This is a genomic window from Arthrobacter sp. B055-34 (assembly GCF_059090425.1).
Genome location: NZ_JBNHFQ010000017.1, coordinates 18,268 through 34,849, shown reverse-complemented (window position 1 = coordinate 34,849; position 16,582 = coordinate 18,268). Strand labels below are relative to the sequence as shown.

Below are 16,582 nucleotides of genomic sequence, written 5' to 3'. Positions count from 1 at the left end.
ACGTGAGCGGTCCGGCGGGACTGTGGCCAGTATCAGGACTGGGAGACGCGGCCCGCCAGTTCGGTGGCATCGTCGGGGATGGACGGTGCTGACCGTTCATCGGCTACGTCCGGCGCATCTTCCATACCGGACGACTTCATGAAGTAAGCCACCAGGCCGGAGATGAGGCACCCGGCGGCAAGGTACACAGCCACCAGGTACCAACTGCCCCCGCCGAAGCCGACCAGCGCTGCGGCGATGAACGGGGTGAAGCCGCCGGCGATTGCACTGGCCACCTGGTAGCCCACGCCTGCGCCGCTGTTGCGGTGCTCCGCGCCGAACATCTGGGTGATCAGCGGCTGCTGGACGCTGACAGCCATGTCGTGGGCAACGTTGACCAGCAGAATGGAGAAGACGATGACGCCGACCAGGGAGCCTGCCTCCAGGAAGATGAAGAACGGCACAGAGCTCAGGACACCGATCACGCTCGCAGCCAGGTAGATCTTCCGGCGTCCGAACCTATCGGACAGATACGCGAAAGTGGGAATGCTGATCATACCGATCGCGCCCACGATCAGGCCGATGTTCAGCATGAAGCTGTTGTCCATGCCCAGTGTGTTCACCGAATAGCTCAGCGCAAACGTCGTCACGATGTACATGGTGAATAGCTCGATCAGGCGCAGGCCGATGATCTGGAAGAAGGCCTTGGGGTTCTCCTTGATCGCGTTGACGATCGGCAGTTTGTGCTTGCCCTCCGCACGCTCCTCTTCTGGAGGAGCTTCGAACGTTTCCACCACCTTGCTCCGGATGATCAGGCCGACGCCGACCAGCACGATGCTGGAAATGAAGGGTACGCGCCAGCCCCACTCGGCGAACTCATCGCCGGCAACGTTGCCCATGATGGTGACAAAAGCGGTGGCGAGCATCAGGCCTACGGAAAAGCCGATCTGGACGCCGCTGGAGTAGAGCGCCTTCTTGCCCTTCGGCGCGCTTTCCACCGCCATCAGGGCGGCGCCGCCCCATTCACCGCCGACGGCGAAGCCCTGCACGGCGCGCAGCAGCACCAGTGCCAGCGGAGCCAGCCAGCCGATCGTCTCGAAGTTGGGGATCATGCCGATGCCGGCCGTGGCGAAGCCCATGATCGTCATGGTGATCACCAGGGTCCGCTTGCGGCCAATCCGGTCGCCGTAGTGCCCAAAGACCAGGCCGCCCAGCGGGCGGAAGAGGAAGCCGACGCCGAAAGTGGCGAACGCGGCCAGCACGCCGATGGCGGGCGAGACGTCCGGAAAGAACTGGGTGTTGAAGACTGTGGCGGCAACGAGGCCGTAGAGCAGGAAGTCATACCACTCGATGACGGCACCGGCGAAGCTGCTGACGGCTGCCCGCCGGGCCTGCACCTGGGGGTTCTGAATCTTGGTCATAGGCTCGTACTTTCACTAGGGATGGAGTCTCTTGTGCGCAATGTGAACAACTGTGCGCTTTGTGGACTGCTAAGTGATCGTAGTCACCTTCCGGCTCGTTGGTCAATAGTGTTAACCGATTGGTCAGCGAAGGATGCATGAGCCGGTGAATCCGCGCTCGGGGCAAGGCGGCCGGAGGGATCGGGAAGGGCGCGCGGCAGCTCGGCGCTGGCACCGAGTGGCGCAGATGGTGCAGCCGGGTGCTCAATAACGACGGCGGCAACCGCCGAAGGTCTGTGCACGCGGACAGGGGGCAGGCCCAATGCGAGGGCGTTGCCGGTGGGCTGCTGACCTGCCGGGGCGGCGGAGAGCGGGCCGCGCTGGCTAAGGCCTAGGTGGTGCGCTGGCGTCCGCCGAAGTCGTCGGCGATACGCTCCGCTGCCGCTTGCAGCCGGGGCAGGATCGTTTCGGCGATGGTCTCTTCCGGACCGCGGTGGGTCTGCAGCGAGACATTGAGCGCGGCGATCAGGTCTCCGCCGCGGCGGACCGGAACAGCCAGCCCGCGCAGGCCGTCGTCGAGCTCCCGGGAGACCAGGGACCAGCCGCGCTCGGCCGTGCGTTCCACCTCTTCCCGCAGTTCGGCGATACTGCTGACCGTGTGCTGGGTGTACTTGGTGATCTCGATGCCGTCGAAGAACGCTTCGCGGCTGGCCAGCGGCAGTCCGGCGACGAGTACGCGGCCCATCGAAGTGGCCCAGGCCGGGAACCGGGTTCCCACGTTGACTGAAACCCTGAGCATCCGCGGCGCCAGCACCCGTGAAATGTAAACCACGTCGGTGCCGTCCAGGATGCACAGCGACGCCGTCTCATCCAGGTCCACGGCCAGTTGCTTCAAATGCGGTTCGGCGATTTGCGGCAGGGTCAGGCTGGAGAGGAAGGTGGCGCCGATGTCCAGCGCCCGCGGGGTCAGCTCGAAGACACTGCCGTCGTTGCGCAGGTAGCCCAGGTCGGTCAGCGTCAGCAGGAAGCGACGGGCCGCGGCGCGGCTGAGGTCTGCCTTCGCGGCGGCCCTGGTGATGGTCAGGCGCGGTTCGTCGGCGCTGAATGCCAGCAGGACTGCGAGGGTCTTCTCCGCCGACTTGACCCAATAGGCAGGGGTCTCCTCGCTGACGGCTTCGTCGAGCTGTTCCATGGTCCTAACTTTCCTTGCGGGCAATCCCAGTGATTCTAGCCGTGTTTGCTCAGCAGGTACTGCGCGGAGAGGCGGACCGGGGCGTTTGGCGCGCCGTAACCGTCGTAGCTGCTGCGGCGTTCGACTACTTCGAAGAACACGCTTCCCACGGTGGCTGTGTAGAAGTGCAGGAACTCGCCCTGGTCGTCCCTGTCGTAGAGCAGATTCAGTTCCTGCAACGTGGCCAGCAGCTCCGGAGCCAGCCGGAAGCGGGCCTGCAGGTCCGCGTAGTAGTTGGCCGGGATCTTCAGGAACTCGAGCCCGCTGGCTACCGCGTTGCGGGCCAACGCGATCAGGTCGGTGCAGGCGAAGGCGATGTGCTGCGGGTAGGCCGACTCTGCCGAGGGGCCCGGCTGTTCCATCACCAGCGGGGCGATGTTCAGCGCGAGGCGGACATTGCCGTCCTCGGTGCGCATGACCTGGCTGCGCACCAGGCCTACCGGGCTGGGGACCTCGGTGGACGGCCGCGGGGCCAGGGACAGCGTACTTTCGTAGAAGAGGACGCTTTCGTCGAAATGCTGCCAGGGCTGGGCGAGATTGACGTGGTCGATATGGGTGATCAGGTCCTGTCCCGACCGCTTGGCGCCGTCGGTAGTGAATTCGTCCGTCCAGGCTGCCGTTCCGTCCGGCGTCGCCTCGCAGAGGAAGATTTCCGTGGAGTCCGGTGCCTTAACCGCCTGGAGCACGGCCTCATTGGCCTGGCTCTGGCGCGGCACGGCGGTGGCCTTGAGCTGGAGGGCGCGGGAGGCGGCGACCAGCGGGTCTTCGACGTCGAAGGCCAGGGCCGCGATGGTTGGTTCAAGCCCGCGGGCCTGCTGTTCGTTGATGATGATGCGGGCCTGTCCCTGGGTCCACAGCTGCACCGGCTTGGTGCGGTGCCGGCCCCGGAAGGTGAAGCCAAGCTGCGAGAGCAGTTGCTGGACGTGATCCGTGTTCTCCGCCTTGACCTCGGCGAAATTGAAGCCGGTGGGTTCGGCCACCTGCGGCAGGGTTGCCAGCTGCATCGGGTAGCGGGCGTTTGGCCCGTCGGTTTCGAGCAGATGGACCGAGGTGCGTTCCTCGAGCCAGATCAGCGAACGCATCGCATCGACGGCGGTGCGTTCCTCGTCGGCCTGGCGGAAGACGTCGTTGAAGATCTCCAGCGACACCGGCCCGTTGTAGCCGCTGCGGACCAGGTGCCCCATGAACTTGTCCAGTTCCCAGGCTCCCTCGCCCGGGAAGACCCGGTAGTGCCGGCTCCAGGAGAGGATGTCCATGCTCAGTTGCGGTGCGTCGGCCAGCTGGACGAAGAAGATCTTCTCCGCCGGGATCTTTTCGATTCCGGCCGGATTCCAGCCGCGGGAGAGGATGTGGAAGCTGTCCAGGCAGGTGCCGATGTTCGGGTGGTCCGCCAGGTCCACGATCCGCATGGCGTGTTCGAAATCGTTGACGAACGTGCCCCAGGCCAGTGCCTCGTAGGCGATGCGGATGCCGTAGCGGGCGGCGAGGTCGCCGAGGCGGCGGAGCTGGGCCGCGGCGAGTTCGTCGTCGTCGATCGTGGCGGTGCCGACGTTGCTGCAGAGCAGCATCAGGTCCATCCCGAGGCTGCGCATCAGCCGGAACTTCGCCTCGGCGCGGTAGAGGTTCTCCGCCAGCAGCTCTTCGGGCACGCCCTCGAAATCCCGGAACGGCTGGTACAGGTCCAGGCTGAGGCCGAGCTGGGCGGCCAGAGTCCGGATCTCCTCGGGGCTGTGCGGGGAGACCAGCAGGTCCTGTTCGAAGATTTCGATGCCGTCGAAGCCCGCGTTGGCGCAGGCGTGCATCTTTTCTTCGAGCGTTCCGCTCAGGCAAACGGTGGCAATGGAGGTGCGCAACAGGGGACCTTTCGGAGGCAATGGAGAAATGCTAGAGGCCTTGGGCCAGGAGTTCGAGGAAGTGTCCGCGCATGCGGGCCGGATCCGGCTCCAACCCGGTGATGTAACGGAAAGCGTCGACGGCCTGGCCGACAGCCATGTGCCCGCCATCGAGCACGCGGCAGCCCTTGGCCGCGGCGGTCTTGATCAGTTCGGTCTCCACCGGGCGGTAGATGACGTCGGCGACCCAATGCCGCGGCTCAAGCAGCTCGGTGTCCAGCGGCAGGCCCGGGTGGTTGTACATGCCCACCGGGGTGGCGTTGAGGAGCCCGTCGGCATCGGCGAGGACGGCGGGGAGGTCTTCCATCGGCGCGGCGGCGACCTGTTGCTGGGGGAAGAGTGCGGCCAACGCGGCGGCGCGTTCGATGGCGCGGGCCGCGTCAAGGTCCAGCAGCGTCAGTCTCCGCGCACCCTTCTTAAGCAGGGCGTAGGCGACGGCGGAACCGGCGCCTCCTGTGCCCAACTGCACCACCGAACCGAGTTCCGCGTCCGGCAGCCCGTTGTCCATGCCCATGCTGAAACCGGAAAAATCCGTGTTGTGGCCGAGGAACTTGCCATCCCGAATCAGGACGGTATTGACGGCGCCAAGCCGGCGGGCGTCGTCGGAAATCTCAACCAGGTGTTCCATCACCAGCTGTTTGCAGGGATGCGTGATGTTGAACGCGTTGTAGCCGAGCTCGCGGCCCTGCCGCAGCAGTTCGCCGACATCTTCCCCCGGACGGCCGAGCGATGTCAGGTCAATGGGCCGGTACAGGTAGCGGAGGCCGTGGTGGTCGGCCTCGCGCTCGTGCATGGGCGGCGTCAGCGACACCGTGATCCCGTCGCCGATCAGGCCGACTAAATAGGACTCCGACACCGTGCTCATGTGACTACCTTCCCTCGTTCGGTTTCTGCACAATTGTACGCATATCGCACAGGAGATGGAAGACCGTAGGCGCGGAAGGGGTGCGGGGGATCGGTGAAGCTGGACATGGATGGCCTGAAGGTAGGCAATCCGCGTCTTGCGCATGCCCTGTGAGGTGGGCTACCTTTTAACGACCGTTCGATTTGTGCACACTCGTGCGAAATGCGCACAAACTACTTAGGCGGGACAGTCCGCCTCCGACCGTTTGTCCGGTCCGCCAGATCCCGCAGCAGTTGCAAGGAGCACTTCATGACCGCCGTTCACCAAGAGGATGAGGCTTTTGCCCATCACGGCAAGACGCCGAAGCGGGCTGCCATCGCCAGCTTCATGGGCAGCGCCGTCGAGTACTACGACTTCTTTATCTTCGGCTCCGCCGCGGCCCTGATCTTCCCGCATGTGTTCTTCCCGGACGAAAGCGCGAATGCCGGGATCATGTCGCTGGCAACCTTCGGCTTCGCCTACATCGCCCGCCCGATCGGCGCCATTTTCGTGGGGCATTTCGGCGATAGGATCGGCCGCCAGAAGGTCCTGATGTTCACGCTGGTGCTGATGGGTGCCTCGACATTCATCATCGGCTGTATCCCGGACTTCCAGACCATCGGCTGGTGGGCGCCGGCCATCCTGGTGCTTTGCCGCCTGATGCAGGGGCTGTCCGCCGCCGGCGAGCAGGCCGGTGCCAGCTCGCTGACGCTGGAGCATGCCCCCGACAACCGCCGGTCCTTCTTCACCTCCTGGACCCTGACCGGTACCCAGGGCGGCCAGATCCTCGCGGCCCTGGTCTTCATCCCCGTGGTGGCCTTGCCCGACGAGATCAAGTACGGCATCGGCTGGCGCATCCCGTTCTGGCTCAGCGCCATCGTTGTTATCGTCACCTACTTCATCCGCCGTTCGCTGCACGAAACCCCCACCTTCGAGGCCGCCAAGGCCAACAACGAAATCGCGAAGCTCCCGGTTGCCGTGCTGCTGAAGAGCCACTGGCGCGACGTCCTGCGCGTGATCTGCTGCGCGTTCATCGCCGCCGTCTCCACCGTCTACGGCACGCTGGCGATCAAGTACGGCGCCGAGGTCGGCAGCGTCGATGAAGGCATTACGCTGTGGCTGGTGGTCGCCGGCAATATCGGTGCCCTGTTCACCCAGCCGCTCTTCGGCAAGCTCGCGGACCGGATTGGCCGCAAGCCGGTCTTCATCTACGGTGCCGTCGGCAGCGCGGTCTTCATGCCGTTCTATCTGCTCTCGATGGAATCGGGCAACACGCTGCTGCAGTTCACCCTGTCCGTGGTGACCTTCTCCTGCGCCTACGCCGCGGCCAACGCCGTCTGGCCCTCGTTCTACGCCGAGATGTTCAGCGCCAAGGTCCGCTTCTCCGGACTGGCCATCGGCACCCAGCTGGGCTTCCTGATGGCCGGGTTCGCCCCGTCCATCGTGGCGGCCATCGGCGGGATCCAGGAAGGCGGCTGGGTTGCCACCAGCATCTTCACCGCGGTCATCTGCGCCATCGCGGCAATCTCCGCGCTGACCGCCCGGGAAACCTACAAGGTTCCGACCGAAGAGCTGGGCAAGCGCAAGCCGGTCACCGTCTAAATCCCACGCAGTAAAAGCCAGCGGACGACGCCGGCGGGAGACTTTTGTTCAAGTCTCCCGCCGGCGTCGCGCTTGGTTGGGCGCTAGTTGGTTGGGCCTGGCTGGTTTGGCCTGGTCAATTGGCCTATTCCGCGGCGAGCTGCTCGCGGACGGCGGGGGCAACTTCCTTGCCGTAGAGCTCGATGCTGCGCATCAGCTTCTCGTGCGGCAGCGTCCCGAGGCTGTACTTCATGTCCCAGCGGTCCAGTCCCAGGCCCTTGGTTACCTTGACGATCTTGGTGGCCACGGTTTCGGGTGAGCCGACAAACAGGGCGCCGTCCGGGCCGGCCTCCGCCTCGAACTGTCCGCGCGTCATGCGGCTCCAGCCGCGCTCGCGGCCGATGCGCTCCTGCATGTCCACGTAATGCGGCCACATCTCTTCCTTGGCCTGCTCGTCCGTGGCGGCGATGTAGCCGGGGGAGTGGGCGCCGACGGGCAGCCGGGGCTGGCCGAACTGGTCCAGGGCCTTGTGGTAAAGCTCCACGAAGGGCGCGAAGTTCATCGGGGTGCCGCCGATGATGGCGAGCATGAGGGGCAAACCGTAGTGGGCGGCCCGCACCACGGACTGCGGCGTGCCGCCCACGGCGATCCAGGTGGGGAGCGAGCCCGACGCCGTCGGCGGGTAGACGGTCTTGTTGTCCAGCGGCCCCCGCGTCTGCCCGGCCCAGGTGACCTGCTTTTCCTTGCGGAGTTCGGTGAAGAGCTGGAGCTTTTCGTCGAACAGGATGTCGTAGTCGGCCAGCTCCAGGCCGAACAGCGGGAATGACTCGGTGAAGGAGCCGCGGCCCAGGATCACTTCGGCGCGTCCGTTGGAGACGGCATCGAGCGTGGAGAAACGCTGGAAGACGCGCACCGGGTCGTCGGAGGAGAGCACGGTGACGGCCGAGCCCAGCCGGATGTTCCTGGTCTGGCCAGCGATGGCTGCGAGGACCACATCCGGTGCGGAGATGGCGAAGTCCTCGCGGTGATGCTCACCGATGCCGATGAAGTCCAGCCCGACCTCGTCCGCCAGCACCGCCTCGGCGACGACATTGCGGATCACTTGGTCCTGCGGGAGAGGCCTGCCGTCGGCGTCGTAAGTAACGTCCCCGAATGTATCCAGACCCAGTTCGATTTTCCGTGCCACGCTGCGGGTGCCTTCCTGAAGGGTAATCAATGCGTATGCATCATTCTTGGCAACCGCGGGGTAAGGGATCTTATTCCGGGCCGGGTTAATCCGACCGGGCCGCGGGGTTCTTCACCGGTGCCACGAACATGCCGACCGGCCGCCGGATCCACCACAGCCCGGTGGCCTTCTTTTCCCGCCGGGTGGAGTACCGGTAGTGGTAGACCAGCGCCCTGACCTGCCGGGGCTGTTCGCCGTCGAACGGATCGATCCTCAGCAGCCTCAGCGTCGCCCGGTCCGCGGCCAGCAGGCGCCGCAGGAACGGAATGAACCAGCTGTCGCCCGGTGCGCCGAGGGCCAGGAACCACATCAGCCAGTCCAGCCTCAGGTGGTACGGCGCGAACTGCCGCGGCATGCGTCCCGGGTCCCCGGGCTTGCCCTTGAATTCGTATTCCTGCCAGCTGACGCCGTCCGCCGATCCTTCGACGATGACTTCGTAGCGCTCGCGGGTGATGCTGCCGAAGGCGCCGTAGGCATTGGCCAGGTGCCAGCGGTTGAAGCTCGTGTTCATTAGCTGCCGCTTGGAAACCAGGTTGCGGGCCGGCCAGTAGCTCAAATAAACCATCAGGGCGGTCATGGCCAGGACGACGACGGCGAACCAGGCCGGCGTGGGCGCGTAGTCCGGCGTGAGTTCCGGACTGCCGGGCAGTACTGCGGAGATGGCGTCGTCGCTAAGGGCCGCGGCGGCGGCCAGGATGGTCAGCCAGTTCAGCCACGCGAAGTTGCCCGAAACCACCAGCCACAGCTGTGTGACGATAATGATGGCCGCGGCAATGCTGCCCACGGGCTGCGGGAAGAACAGGAAGAACGGCACCACCAGCTGGGCGAAGTGGTTCCCGATGACTTCGGCCTTGTGCAGCGGCTTGGGCAAATGATGGAAGTACCTGCTGGCCGGGTTCGGCATTGGCTGCGTCTCGTGGTGGTAGTACAGAGCGGTCAGGTCCCGCCAGACCCGGTCCCCGCGGATCTTGATCATGCCGGCCCCGAATTCCAGCCGGAATGTGAGCCAGAGGAAAAGCCAGAGCACCGTAACCGGCGGCGCAATTTCATTGGAGCCCAGGAACGCGGCCAGGAAGCCGGCCTCGAGCAGGAGCGTCTCCCAGCCGAAGCCGTAGAACGTCTGGCCAACGTTCACGATGGACATGTAGAGGCCCCAGAGCAGCAGGAAAGCAAGCATCGGCAGCCACGGCGGCCCCAGCTGCGGCAGCCCGGCCATCAGGGCTGCGGCCACGGCGGCGCCGGTCCACGCGACCACGAGCAGCAGCTTGTCCGAATACCGCCAACTGAACAGCGTCGGCCCGCGGGCAGCGGAGCGGGCCAGATACCGCGGCACCGGCAACAGCCCGTGCTCGCCGAGCAGGGCACGGAACTGCGCGACGGCGGAGAGGAACGCGATCACGTAGACGGCGGCGATCCCGCGCTGCAGCACCTGCCGCGCGACCTCGAAACCCTCGGCGTCCAACCAGTTCATGTACTTCCAACGTTAGGACCGCCGGCAACACTGTCAAGGCTTACCCGGCCCGAGGGGTTACATCCCCCGTGGCCCCGGGCCACAATGAAGGCATGAGGGATGCGGCGCAGGCAGAACGCAGGCGGGCCGTCCTCGGAACCGCGGCCTTCGGGGTGGCTCCGGTGGTGGCCGCCGGTGTTGTGCCCTGGCTGCTCACCCGCTGGCAGGCCCGGGCCCCGGTGCCCGGCGGTTTGCCGGCCAGAGCCGGCGGTGCGGTGCTCGCCGCCGGAGGCGCCGCCGTCGTTGTTGAATCTTTTGTGCGGTTCGCGCGTGAGGGCCTGGGTACGCCTGCACCGATCGCGCCGACGAAGTACCTGGTGGTCACTGGGTCGTTCCGCTACGTGCGCAACCCGATTTACGTGGCGTTGCTGTCGATGGTGCTCGGCGAGGCGCTGATGCTGGGTCGGCCCAAGCTGCTCGGCTACTGCGCCGTGATGTCCGTTCCCGTGGGGCTTTTCGTCAGGCTGTATGAGGAGCCGGCCTTGGAGCGGCAGTTCGGTGATGAATACCGGGGCTATAAGCGCAACGTGCCAGGTTGGCTCCCGCGGCTGACGCCGTGGCGTGCCGAGGGAAGAAGCGGCATCGAAAACTAGCCATCCGGCCCGTCGAGGATAGCGCAGCGGACGCCGCATGTGATGCGTTTCTCGACGCTTTCACGGCTTGCAGCAACGGCCGTGTGGGAGGATGAAACCGGCCAAAAATTCACCCCGAATACACAGGAACGGAGGGGCAGTGCAGGACAAGGACGGCCAGCAGGATTCAGGTACTCCGATGTCGCCGCGGGTCGGCAGCCTGCCCATCATCAAGATCCCCCGCAAGCCCGCCGACATGCCGGAAAACGGGGCCGGCGGGGAGACCGGAGAGCGCCCGGAACCGGGTTCGGGGACACCGCCGACGGCTAAGCAGCCGGTCGGCAAAAACGCGCCCCCGAAGCGCGGGGGAACCAAGCCCAAGGCCAAGCCGGCTATCCCCAGGAAACCGGTGGCCAAAGAGGCCAAGCCGGTTCCGTTCGGCACCGCTCCGCTGCCGATGCCCAAGGGCCAGCAGCGCACCAACGCCGCTGCCCGCCGGATGCTGCGCAAACTGGTGCAGGGCGAGGCGCCGCCCACGGCCCCGATGAGCATTGTTGAACGCCTTGCGGGGAGCCCGTACGCCAACCCGATGATCCAGGCCGCCGGTGTGGATACCTCCGCCCGGCTCACCCTTGATTTTGCGCTTGATCTGGCCGAGACCATGTTCCGCTACGGCGCCGGCGCCCTGGAAGTGGAAACGAGCATCATTGCCGTGACCGCAGCCTTCGGCCTGCGCGAGATCGACGTCGACATCACCAACCAGTCAGTGCTGATCAACTATGCCAAGGCGGACACAGTACCGCTGACCCTGATGCGCGTGGTTCGGTCCTGGACGAACAACTACGCCGGTTTGTCCCTGGTCCACCAGCTGGTCACGGACATCGTCAACGGTGGTGTGGGGCGGACCGAGGCCAAGGAGCGGCTGCAGGAGATCGCCGCGCGGCCCAAGCCGTTTGCCAAGTGGATGGCCATCGGCGCCGGCGGCGTTTTCGCCGGTTCCATCGTGGCGTTCCTCGGCGGCGGGATCTTCGCGTCGCTGGTGGCGATGCTGTCAACCGTGCTGATGGGTCTGCTGGGCCGCAAGCTGGGCAAATGGCGGGTGCCGGACTTCTTTGTTACCGCGATCGGGTCCTGTCTTGCCACCGCGGTTGCCTTGCTCTTCTGGCAGCTGCAGGTTCCGTTGAGCCCGTCGCTGGTGATCGCGGGCGGGATACTTTACCTCCTGCCGACAGGCCGCCTGGTCTCTGCGACCCAGGATGCAATCAACGGCTTCCCCGTCACGGCGGCCGGCCGTTTTCTCTCCGCTTTCCTCACCTTTGCCGCTATCGCCTCCGGTGTGGCCGTAGGCCTGGTGGGCGGTGAACTGGTGGGCGTCAGCCTGCCCGAGGTCTTCGTCGATGGCGAGGGCGAGTACCCCTATGTGGTGCGGGCGCTGCTGCTCATGGTTGCCACCATGGCCATCTGTATCACCGAGCAGACCAAGCTCAGCATGCTGGTACCGACGGCCTTGGTAGGTCTCGTGGCACTGCTGCTCTACGACCTTGTCCTCATGGCCGGCATCGGCGAGCGGATAGGTCCGGCGCTGGCCGCCGTCGTTATTGGTTTCCTGGGTCGCATTGTCGGCTTGCGGATGGGCTCGCCGCAGCTGGTTGTCGCGGTGCCCGCCATCCTGTTCCTGCTGCCCGGACTGTCGATCTTCCGCGCCACCTACGATCTGACCGTCAATGTGGATGACCCCTTCGTAGGCGTGCTCAACCTCTTCGGTGCGCTGACGGTAATCCTGGCGATCTCGGGCGGCACGGTCCTCGGCGACAACCTGGCCCAGCCCTTCACCCGGGACATGGGCTCCAACGAAGGCCGCCGCAGGAACCGTCGCCGCTAACCGGTGGGGCGGAGCCGGACCCAGCCAGGCTGTTTAGGTGGCCGGGTAGTTCTCCGGGAAGATCTGCCCGACCTCGGTCCGCTTTTCCGCCTGGAACGCGTCCTCAGCCCGGCCGTAGGCCCAGTAGCCGGAGATGGAAACCTGCTTGCGGTGCAGCCCATGGTCCTTGAACAGTACGTCGCGCAGCGATTTGATGGCCCCGCGCTCGCCGTGCACAAACGCGTCCACTTCACCGGCGGGCCAATCCAAGCCTGCCACCGCATCCCGCAGGAGCGTGGTGGTGCCCGGGACCTGGCCTTGGCGGAAGAGCCAGTGGAACTGGAGGCCGGCGGGGGCGTTGAGCTCCTGGATGTCCGCTGCGGAGTCCACCTCGATCAGGGCATGTCCGGCCGCATGTGCCGGCAGCGCTTCTATGGCCGCGCCGATGGCCGGCAGCGCGGAATCGTCTCCGGCCAGCAGGTACCAATCGGCGTCGGGGTTGGGGGAGTAGGCCCCGCCCGGACCGGTGAACATGACCCAGTCCCCGGGCTGCGCCTTCAGCGCCCACGGGCCTGCCAGTCCCTCGTCGCCATGCACAACAAAGTCGATGGCGATTTCCCCGGCGGTCCGGTCCACGCTGCGGACCGTGTAGGTCCGGGTGACCGGCAGCTTGTCCGCGGGCAGGGTCTCCTTCAGCTCGGCGACGTCTACCGGGAGCTCAACGTCCAGTTCCGGGTCGAGGAAGAAGATCTTCACGTACTGGTCCGTGGCGTCTTTGGCCGCGAACTTCGCAAACCCCTCGCCCCCGGCGAAAACCCGGACCATGTGCTCGGAGAGGCGCTCGGTCCGCAGCACCTGAAGGTTCGTCTGGGGCTTTCGGGGGCGGGCGGGACGGGCTGCGGGCTGGGCAGACATGAAACGGCTCCTGAATACGCAAGGCGTGGGGAAGGCTGATGGGGGTACTACTAAGGACAACCTAACCCACCGCCGGTTTTGTTCCCAACCACTATTACCGCGGCAGCTGCCAGTCCACCGGGTCTGCGCCCTGCGCCCTGAGCAGTTCATTGATTCGGCTGAAGGGGCGGGAGCCGAAGAAGCCGCGTGAGGCGGATAACGGACTGGGATGTGCGGATTCTATCCGCGGCACCGCGTCCAGCAAGGGTGTCAGGTTCTGGGCATCCCTGCCCCACAGGACCACGACGAGCGCACCGCCCCGCGCCACAAGCGACCTGACCGCCAGCTCGGTCAACTCTTCCCATCCCTTGCGACGGTGCGCCCCGGTCTTGCCGGCCTCCACCGTGAGGACCCGGTTGAGCAGCAGCACCCCCTGATCCGCCCAAGCGGTCAGATCCCCGTGCGGTGCCGGGGGAATGCCCAGGTCCGAGTCCATCTCCTTGTAAATGTTGGCCAGGCTGCGGGGCAACGGCCGAACATGCCGTTCCACCGCGAAACAGAGGCCGATCGAATGCCCGGGCGTGGGGTAAGGATCCTGCCCGACCACAAGGACTTTGATGGCCGAGAACGGTCGCTGGAAGGCCCGCAGAATATTGGCCGGCGCCGGCAGGATTTCACCGCCCGCTGCGCGCCGCTGCTCAAGGTAGGCAGCCAGCTCATGCACCGTTTGCGTCACCGGCGCCAGAACTTCGGCCCACTCGGGGTGCATGACCTCGTCCAATCCGGCCGGTGCAGAGAACGGAAAAGGCTCCCGGATGTCCACCGCTGACCCGGTGGCCGGAAGCTGGAACAGTGCGCCGTCGTCGTCAGTCATCTTCCTATGGTCGCTGATCGCCGCCTGCGCGGGCCAACCGCCGTCCGTCGCGGGACGCCGTGCGCGGCCGCCGCGGCGTGCACAAATGACAGGCCCGTGATTCGTTACCATGGTGGAGGACAGTTTCCCCTGCAAACAAAACGGAAGTGATGGTGTGTCTTGGCTGGTTCCGTCGATGCCAGTGCGTTTTCCCTTGACGCCGAGCTGGATTCATCGAGCCCGCTGAGCGAACGCGACCAGAAAATGCTGGCGCTGGAACGGCAGTGGTGGAAGTATGCGGGTGCCAAGGAACAGGCCATCCGCGAGCTCTTCGACATGTCCGCTACGCACTACTACCAGATTCTCAACGGCCTGATCGATACCGAAGAGGCGCTGGCCCATGATCCGATGCTGGTCAAGCGGCTGCGCAGGCTGCGGACGTCCCGCCAGCGCGCGCGGACTGCCCGCCGGCTGGGCACGGACGCCTAGCCTCGGGTTCCGCCGTTCGACTGCGCAGATATTTTCGATACAACTAAGGACGCACTCTTAGCGATGACCAAGTATTCCCGGGACGAGTTTGACCAGGTGCCCGAAACTTCAGACCGCCACGGCGTCCACCGGGCCCACATGGCCGCGTCGAAATCCAGCGGACTCGGCCTGATCATCCTGGCCACCGTACTGGCGCTCGCCGTCGGCGTACTGTCCTTCTTTGTCCTGCCGCTGCTCGGAGCAGGCGGCGCAAGCACGGGGCTCCAAGCCACCGCGGCGCCCTCGGCCAAGTCGGCATCCCCGAATGCGGCTGAGGAAACGACCGAAGCCACGGATGGCGCCGGCGAACCAACTGTGGACGCAGCGGGGACGGCCACAGAGCCTGCCGGAGAGTCCATGGAGGACGCCACCACGGAGCCCGCCGAGGAACCGACCGAGGAACCCGTCGACGAGGCTGCCGAAGCTGCCGCTGCCGTGAATAAAGCTGATCCGGTGCTGATCTTCAACAGCGTCGGCGTCACCGGGCTTGGCGGCGCGGTCTCGCAGACGGTCACGTCCGACGGCTGGGCCGTCGGGGTAGTGGATAACTGGCAGGGCACGCCCATGGCCAACTCCGTGATCTTCTACAACCCCGGCCAGAGCGCCAACGCGCAGGCGCTGGGCGAACTCCTGGGCATCTCCGACCTGCGCGAGACCGGGCAGGGAGCAGTATCCGAGTATGTCACCGTGGTGCTGGGTCCTGGATTCCAGCAAAACGGCTGACCACGTCCCTGTTTGGCCCGTCCGGAGATACGTCCGCGGCCACTGTTACACCTCCATAACATTCTCTGTGCCGGCGCTCACACCAGTGCTGCGGCATGGGTAGAGTGAGCGCATCTCCGCCGCCGGAAACAGAGGCGGCGGGGCCAGGTCTAGAAATATGGAGAGCAATATGGCGCAGGGAACCGTCAAATGGTTCAACGCGGAAAAAGGCTACGGCTTTATCACCGTCGATGAAAACGAAGCTGACGTATTTGTGCATTGGTCCGCCATCCAGATGGACGGTTACCGCTCCCTTGAGGAGGGCCAGCGCGTTGAATTCGAAATCGGGGAAGGGCAAAAGGGTCCGCAGGCTGAGGAAGTGAAGTTCGCTTCCTGATCTTTGCCAAATTACGACGGCGGCGTGCGGCTATTGATTTAGCCGCACGCCGCCGTCGTATGCAGTTCTAAACACCGCCCCCGGCTGCTTGGGCGGGATGCCTGCTACTCCTTGAGCGGAACACCCTTGGCATCGCGGCGGAACATTTCGGCTCCGACCAGGATCATGATGCCTTCGACGAAGCCCCAGATCGCACCGAGACCGAACGTGACGATGGTGACGACGATCTGCACGATCCCGATGCCGACGTAGCCCAGATAGAAGCGGTGGATGCCCAGTCCGCCGAGCAGAATGCCCAGCAAGCCGCCGATCAGGCGGGACTTCTGTTCCGGGTAGCCGGCGTAATACGGCTGGGCCGGCTGCCCGTAGGGAACCTGGCCGTACTGCGGCTGCGCGTAGGGATTCTGGCCAAGCGGCTGCTGGCCGTGAGGCGGTTGTCCATAGGGCGCCTGTCCCTGCGGCGGCTGGCCCGGTTGGGGCTGCCCGTACGGCGGTTGCCCCTGTTGTGGCTGCCCGTACGGCGGCTGGCCCTGCGGTGCTTGGCCGTACGGAGGCTTTCCTCCGGGCGCCTGTTCACCGGGCATATTGCCCAGGGGCTGTGTGGGACTGGTGCCCGCGCCCCGCAGTGGCTCGGTGGGATTCTCCCCGCGGGATGGTCCGGGCTGGTCCTGCCCGGCTTTGTCCTGCTTGCCGTCCGGATTTTCCGACATGTTCTTTTCCTTCGGTATGTGATGGTGCTGCGTGACTACCTACAATCTACGGCGCGGCACGGGCCCGGACTATCGGGGGGCACCCTGATCTTCGTGTCAGTGGCGGTCAGGGTGTTACGCGCTCTGTGAAGCTGTCCAAGTAATCCTGGCTGCAGCTTGCACTCGAGGGTGGTGAGTGCTAATTATTGTGTTAGCACTCTCGCTGGTTGACTGCTAAGCAGTCGGCCGACGGGGGAGAGTGAAAAAATCCAAACCACTGGGATGAGGGTGGCGGTGCGGCGTAAAGAGATCGCCGTCGTCGTTACCCGTCCGTCGCGGGCATCGCAGTGGTTAGCAGTCCTGGTTTATCCAAGGCTGCGCCCGC

General features: G+C 65.4%; 15 protein-coding genes. 6 read left to right on the top strand and 9 right to left on the bottom strand.

Annotated features, from left to right (window positions below):
• Nucleotides 1-32: 32 nt before the first annotated feature.
• The 4 genes from shiA to AC5RWO_RS21080 all read right to left on the bottom strand — a co-directional run bounded on the left by shiA (nt 33) and on the right by AC5RWO_RS21080 (nt 5,367).
• Nucleotides 33-1,400 (bottom strand): shikimate transporter, encoded by a 1,368-nt coding sequence (shiA, locus tag AC5RWO_RS21095; protein WP_498733842.1) that lies wholly within the window; start codon nt 1,398-1,400, stop codon nt 33-35.
• A 370-nt stretch (nt 1,401-1,770) separates the two neighbouring features.
• Entirely contained in the window at nt 1,771-2,571 is an 801-nt protein-coding gene (locus AC5RWO_RS21090) for an IclR family transcriptional regulator domain-containing protein (protein WP_498733840.1), read from the bottom strand.
• 35 nt (nt 2,572-2,606) lie between these two features.
• On the bottom strand, nt 2,607-4,463 hold the full coding sequence (locus AC5RWO_RS21085) for a bifunctional sugar phosphate isomerase/epimerase/4-hydroxyphenylpyruvate dioxygenase family protein (protein WP_498733838.1): 1,857 nt from the start codon (nt 4,461-4,463) through the stop codon (nt 2,607-2,609).
• Nucleotides 4,464-4,494: 31 nt separating this feature from the next.
• Nucleotides 4,495-5,367, bottom strand: coding sequence for a shikimate dehydrogenase (locus AC5RWO_RS21080; RefSeq protein ID WP_498733837.1), 873 nt, complete (start codon nt 5,365-5,367; stop codon nt 4,495-4,497).
• 288 nt (nt 5,368-5,655) lie between these two features.
• Here AC5RWO_RS21080 and AC5RWO_RS21075 point away from each other — a divergent pair, with 288 nt between their 5' ends.
• Complete coding sequence (locus tag AC5RWO_RS21075) at nt 5,656-6,987, top strand: MFS transporter (protein ID WP_498733835.1); 1,332 nt, start codon at nt 5,656-5,658, stop codon at nt 6,985-6,987.
• Nucleotides 6,988-7,111: 124 nt separating this feature from the next.
• On the opposite strand, the gene AC5RWO_RS21070 is transcribed toward AC5RWO_RS21075, so the two are convergent.
• On the bottom strand, nt 7,112-8,152 hold the full coding sequence (locus AC5RWO_RS21070; RefSeq protein ID WP_498733833.1) for an LLM class flavin-dependent oxidoreductase: 1,041 nt from the start codon (nt 8,150-8,152) through the stop codon (nt 7,112-7,114).
• A gap of 85 nt (nt 8,153-8,237) precedes the next feature.
• Nucleotides 8,238-9,662: a lipase maturation factor family protein gene (locus AC5RWO_RS21065; RefSeq protein ID WP_498733831.1), complete on the bottom strand. Its 1,425-nt coding sequence runs from the start codon at nt 9,660-9,662 to the stop codon at nt 8,238-8,240.
• A 92-nt stretch (nt 9,663-9,754) separates the two neighbouring features.
• Between AC5RWO_RS21065 and AC5RWO_RS21060 the strand changes: the two genes are divergently transcribed.
• Entirely contained in the window at nt 9,755-10,294 is a 540-nt protein-coding gene (locus AC5RWO_RS21060; protein ID WP_498733829.1) for a methyltransferase family protein, read from the top strand.
• A 139-nt stretch (nt 10,295-10,433) separates the two neighbouring features.
• A complete protein-coding gene (locus AC5RWO_RS21055) occupies nt 10,434-12,155 on the top strand; it encodes a threonine/serine exporter family protein (RefSeq protein WP_498733827.1) in 1,722 nt (573 codons plus the stop codon).
• Between the two features lie 33 nt (nt 12,156-12,188).
• On the opposite strand, the gene AC5RWO_RS21050 is transcribed toward AC5RWO_RS21055, so the two are convergent.
• On the bottom strand, nt 12,189-13,049 hold the full coding sequence (locus tag AC5RWO_RS21050; protein WP_498733826.1) for a siderophore-interacting protein: 861 nt from the start codon (nt 13,047-13,049) through the stop codon (nt 12,189-12,191).
• Nucleotides 13,050-13,143: 94 nt separating this feature from the next.
• Complete coding sequence (locus AC5RWO_RS21045; protein ID WP_498733824.1) at nt 13,144-13,902, bottom strand: uracil-DNA glycosylase; 759 nt, start codon at nt 13,900-13,902, stop codon at nt 13,144-13,146.
• A gap of 159 nt (nt 13,903-14,061) precedes the next feature.
• Here AC5RWO_RS21045 and AC5RWO_RS21040 point away from each other — a divergent pair, with 159 nt between their 5' ends.
• From AC5RWO_RS21040 to AC5RWO_RS21030, 3 genes are all read left to right on the top strand, one after another.
• Nucleotides 14,062-14,370 carry a DUF3263 domain-containing protein gene (locus AC5RWO_RS21040; protein WP_074699753.1) on the top strand — a complete coding sequence of 103 codons (309 nt, stop codon included), beginning with the start codon at nt 14,062-14,064 and terminating at the stop codon, nt 14,368-14,370.
• Between the two features lie 63 nt (nt 14,371-14,433).
• The gene (locus AC5RWO_RS21035; RefSeq protein WP_498733823.1) at nt 14,434-15,132 is read left to right on the top strand and encodes a LytR C-terminal domain-containing protein; all 699 of its coding nucleotides are present in this window, start codon (nt 14,434-14,436) and stop codon (nt 15,130-15,132) included.
• Nucleotides 15,133-15,301: 169 nt separating this feature from the next.
• The gene (locus AC5RWO_RS21030) at nt 15,302-15,508 is read left to right on the top strand and encodes a cold-shock protein (RefSeq protein ID WP_169997102.1); all 207 of its coding nucleotides are present in this window, start codon (nt 15,302-15,304) and stop codon (nt 15,506-15,508) included.
• A 104-nt stretch (nt 15,509-15,612) separates the two neighbouring features.
• On the opposite strand, the gene AC5RWO_RS21025 is transcribed toward AC5RWO_RS21030, so the two are convergent.
• Entirely contained in the window at nt 15,613-16,218 is a 606-nt protein-coding gene (locus AC5RWO_RS21025) for a TM2 domain-containing protein (protein ID WP_498733821.1), read from the bottom strand.
• Between the last annotated feature and the right edge of the window lie 364 nt (nt 16,219-16,582).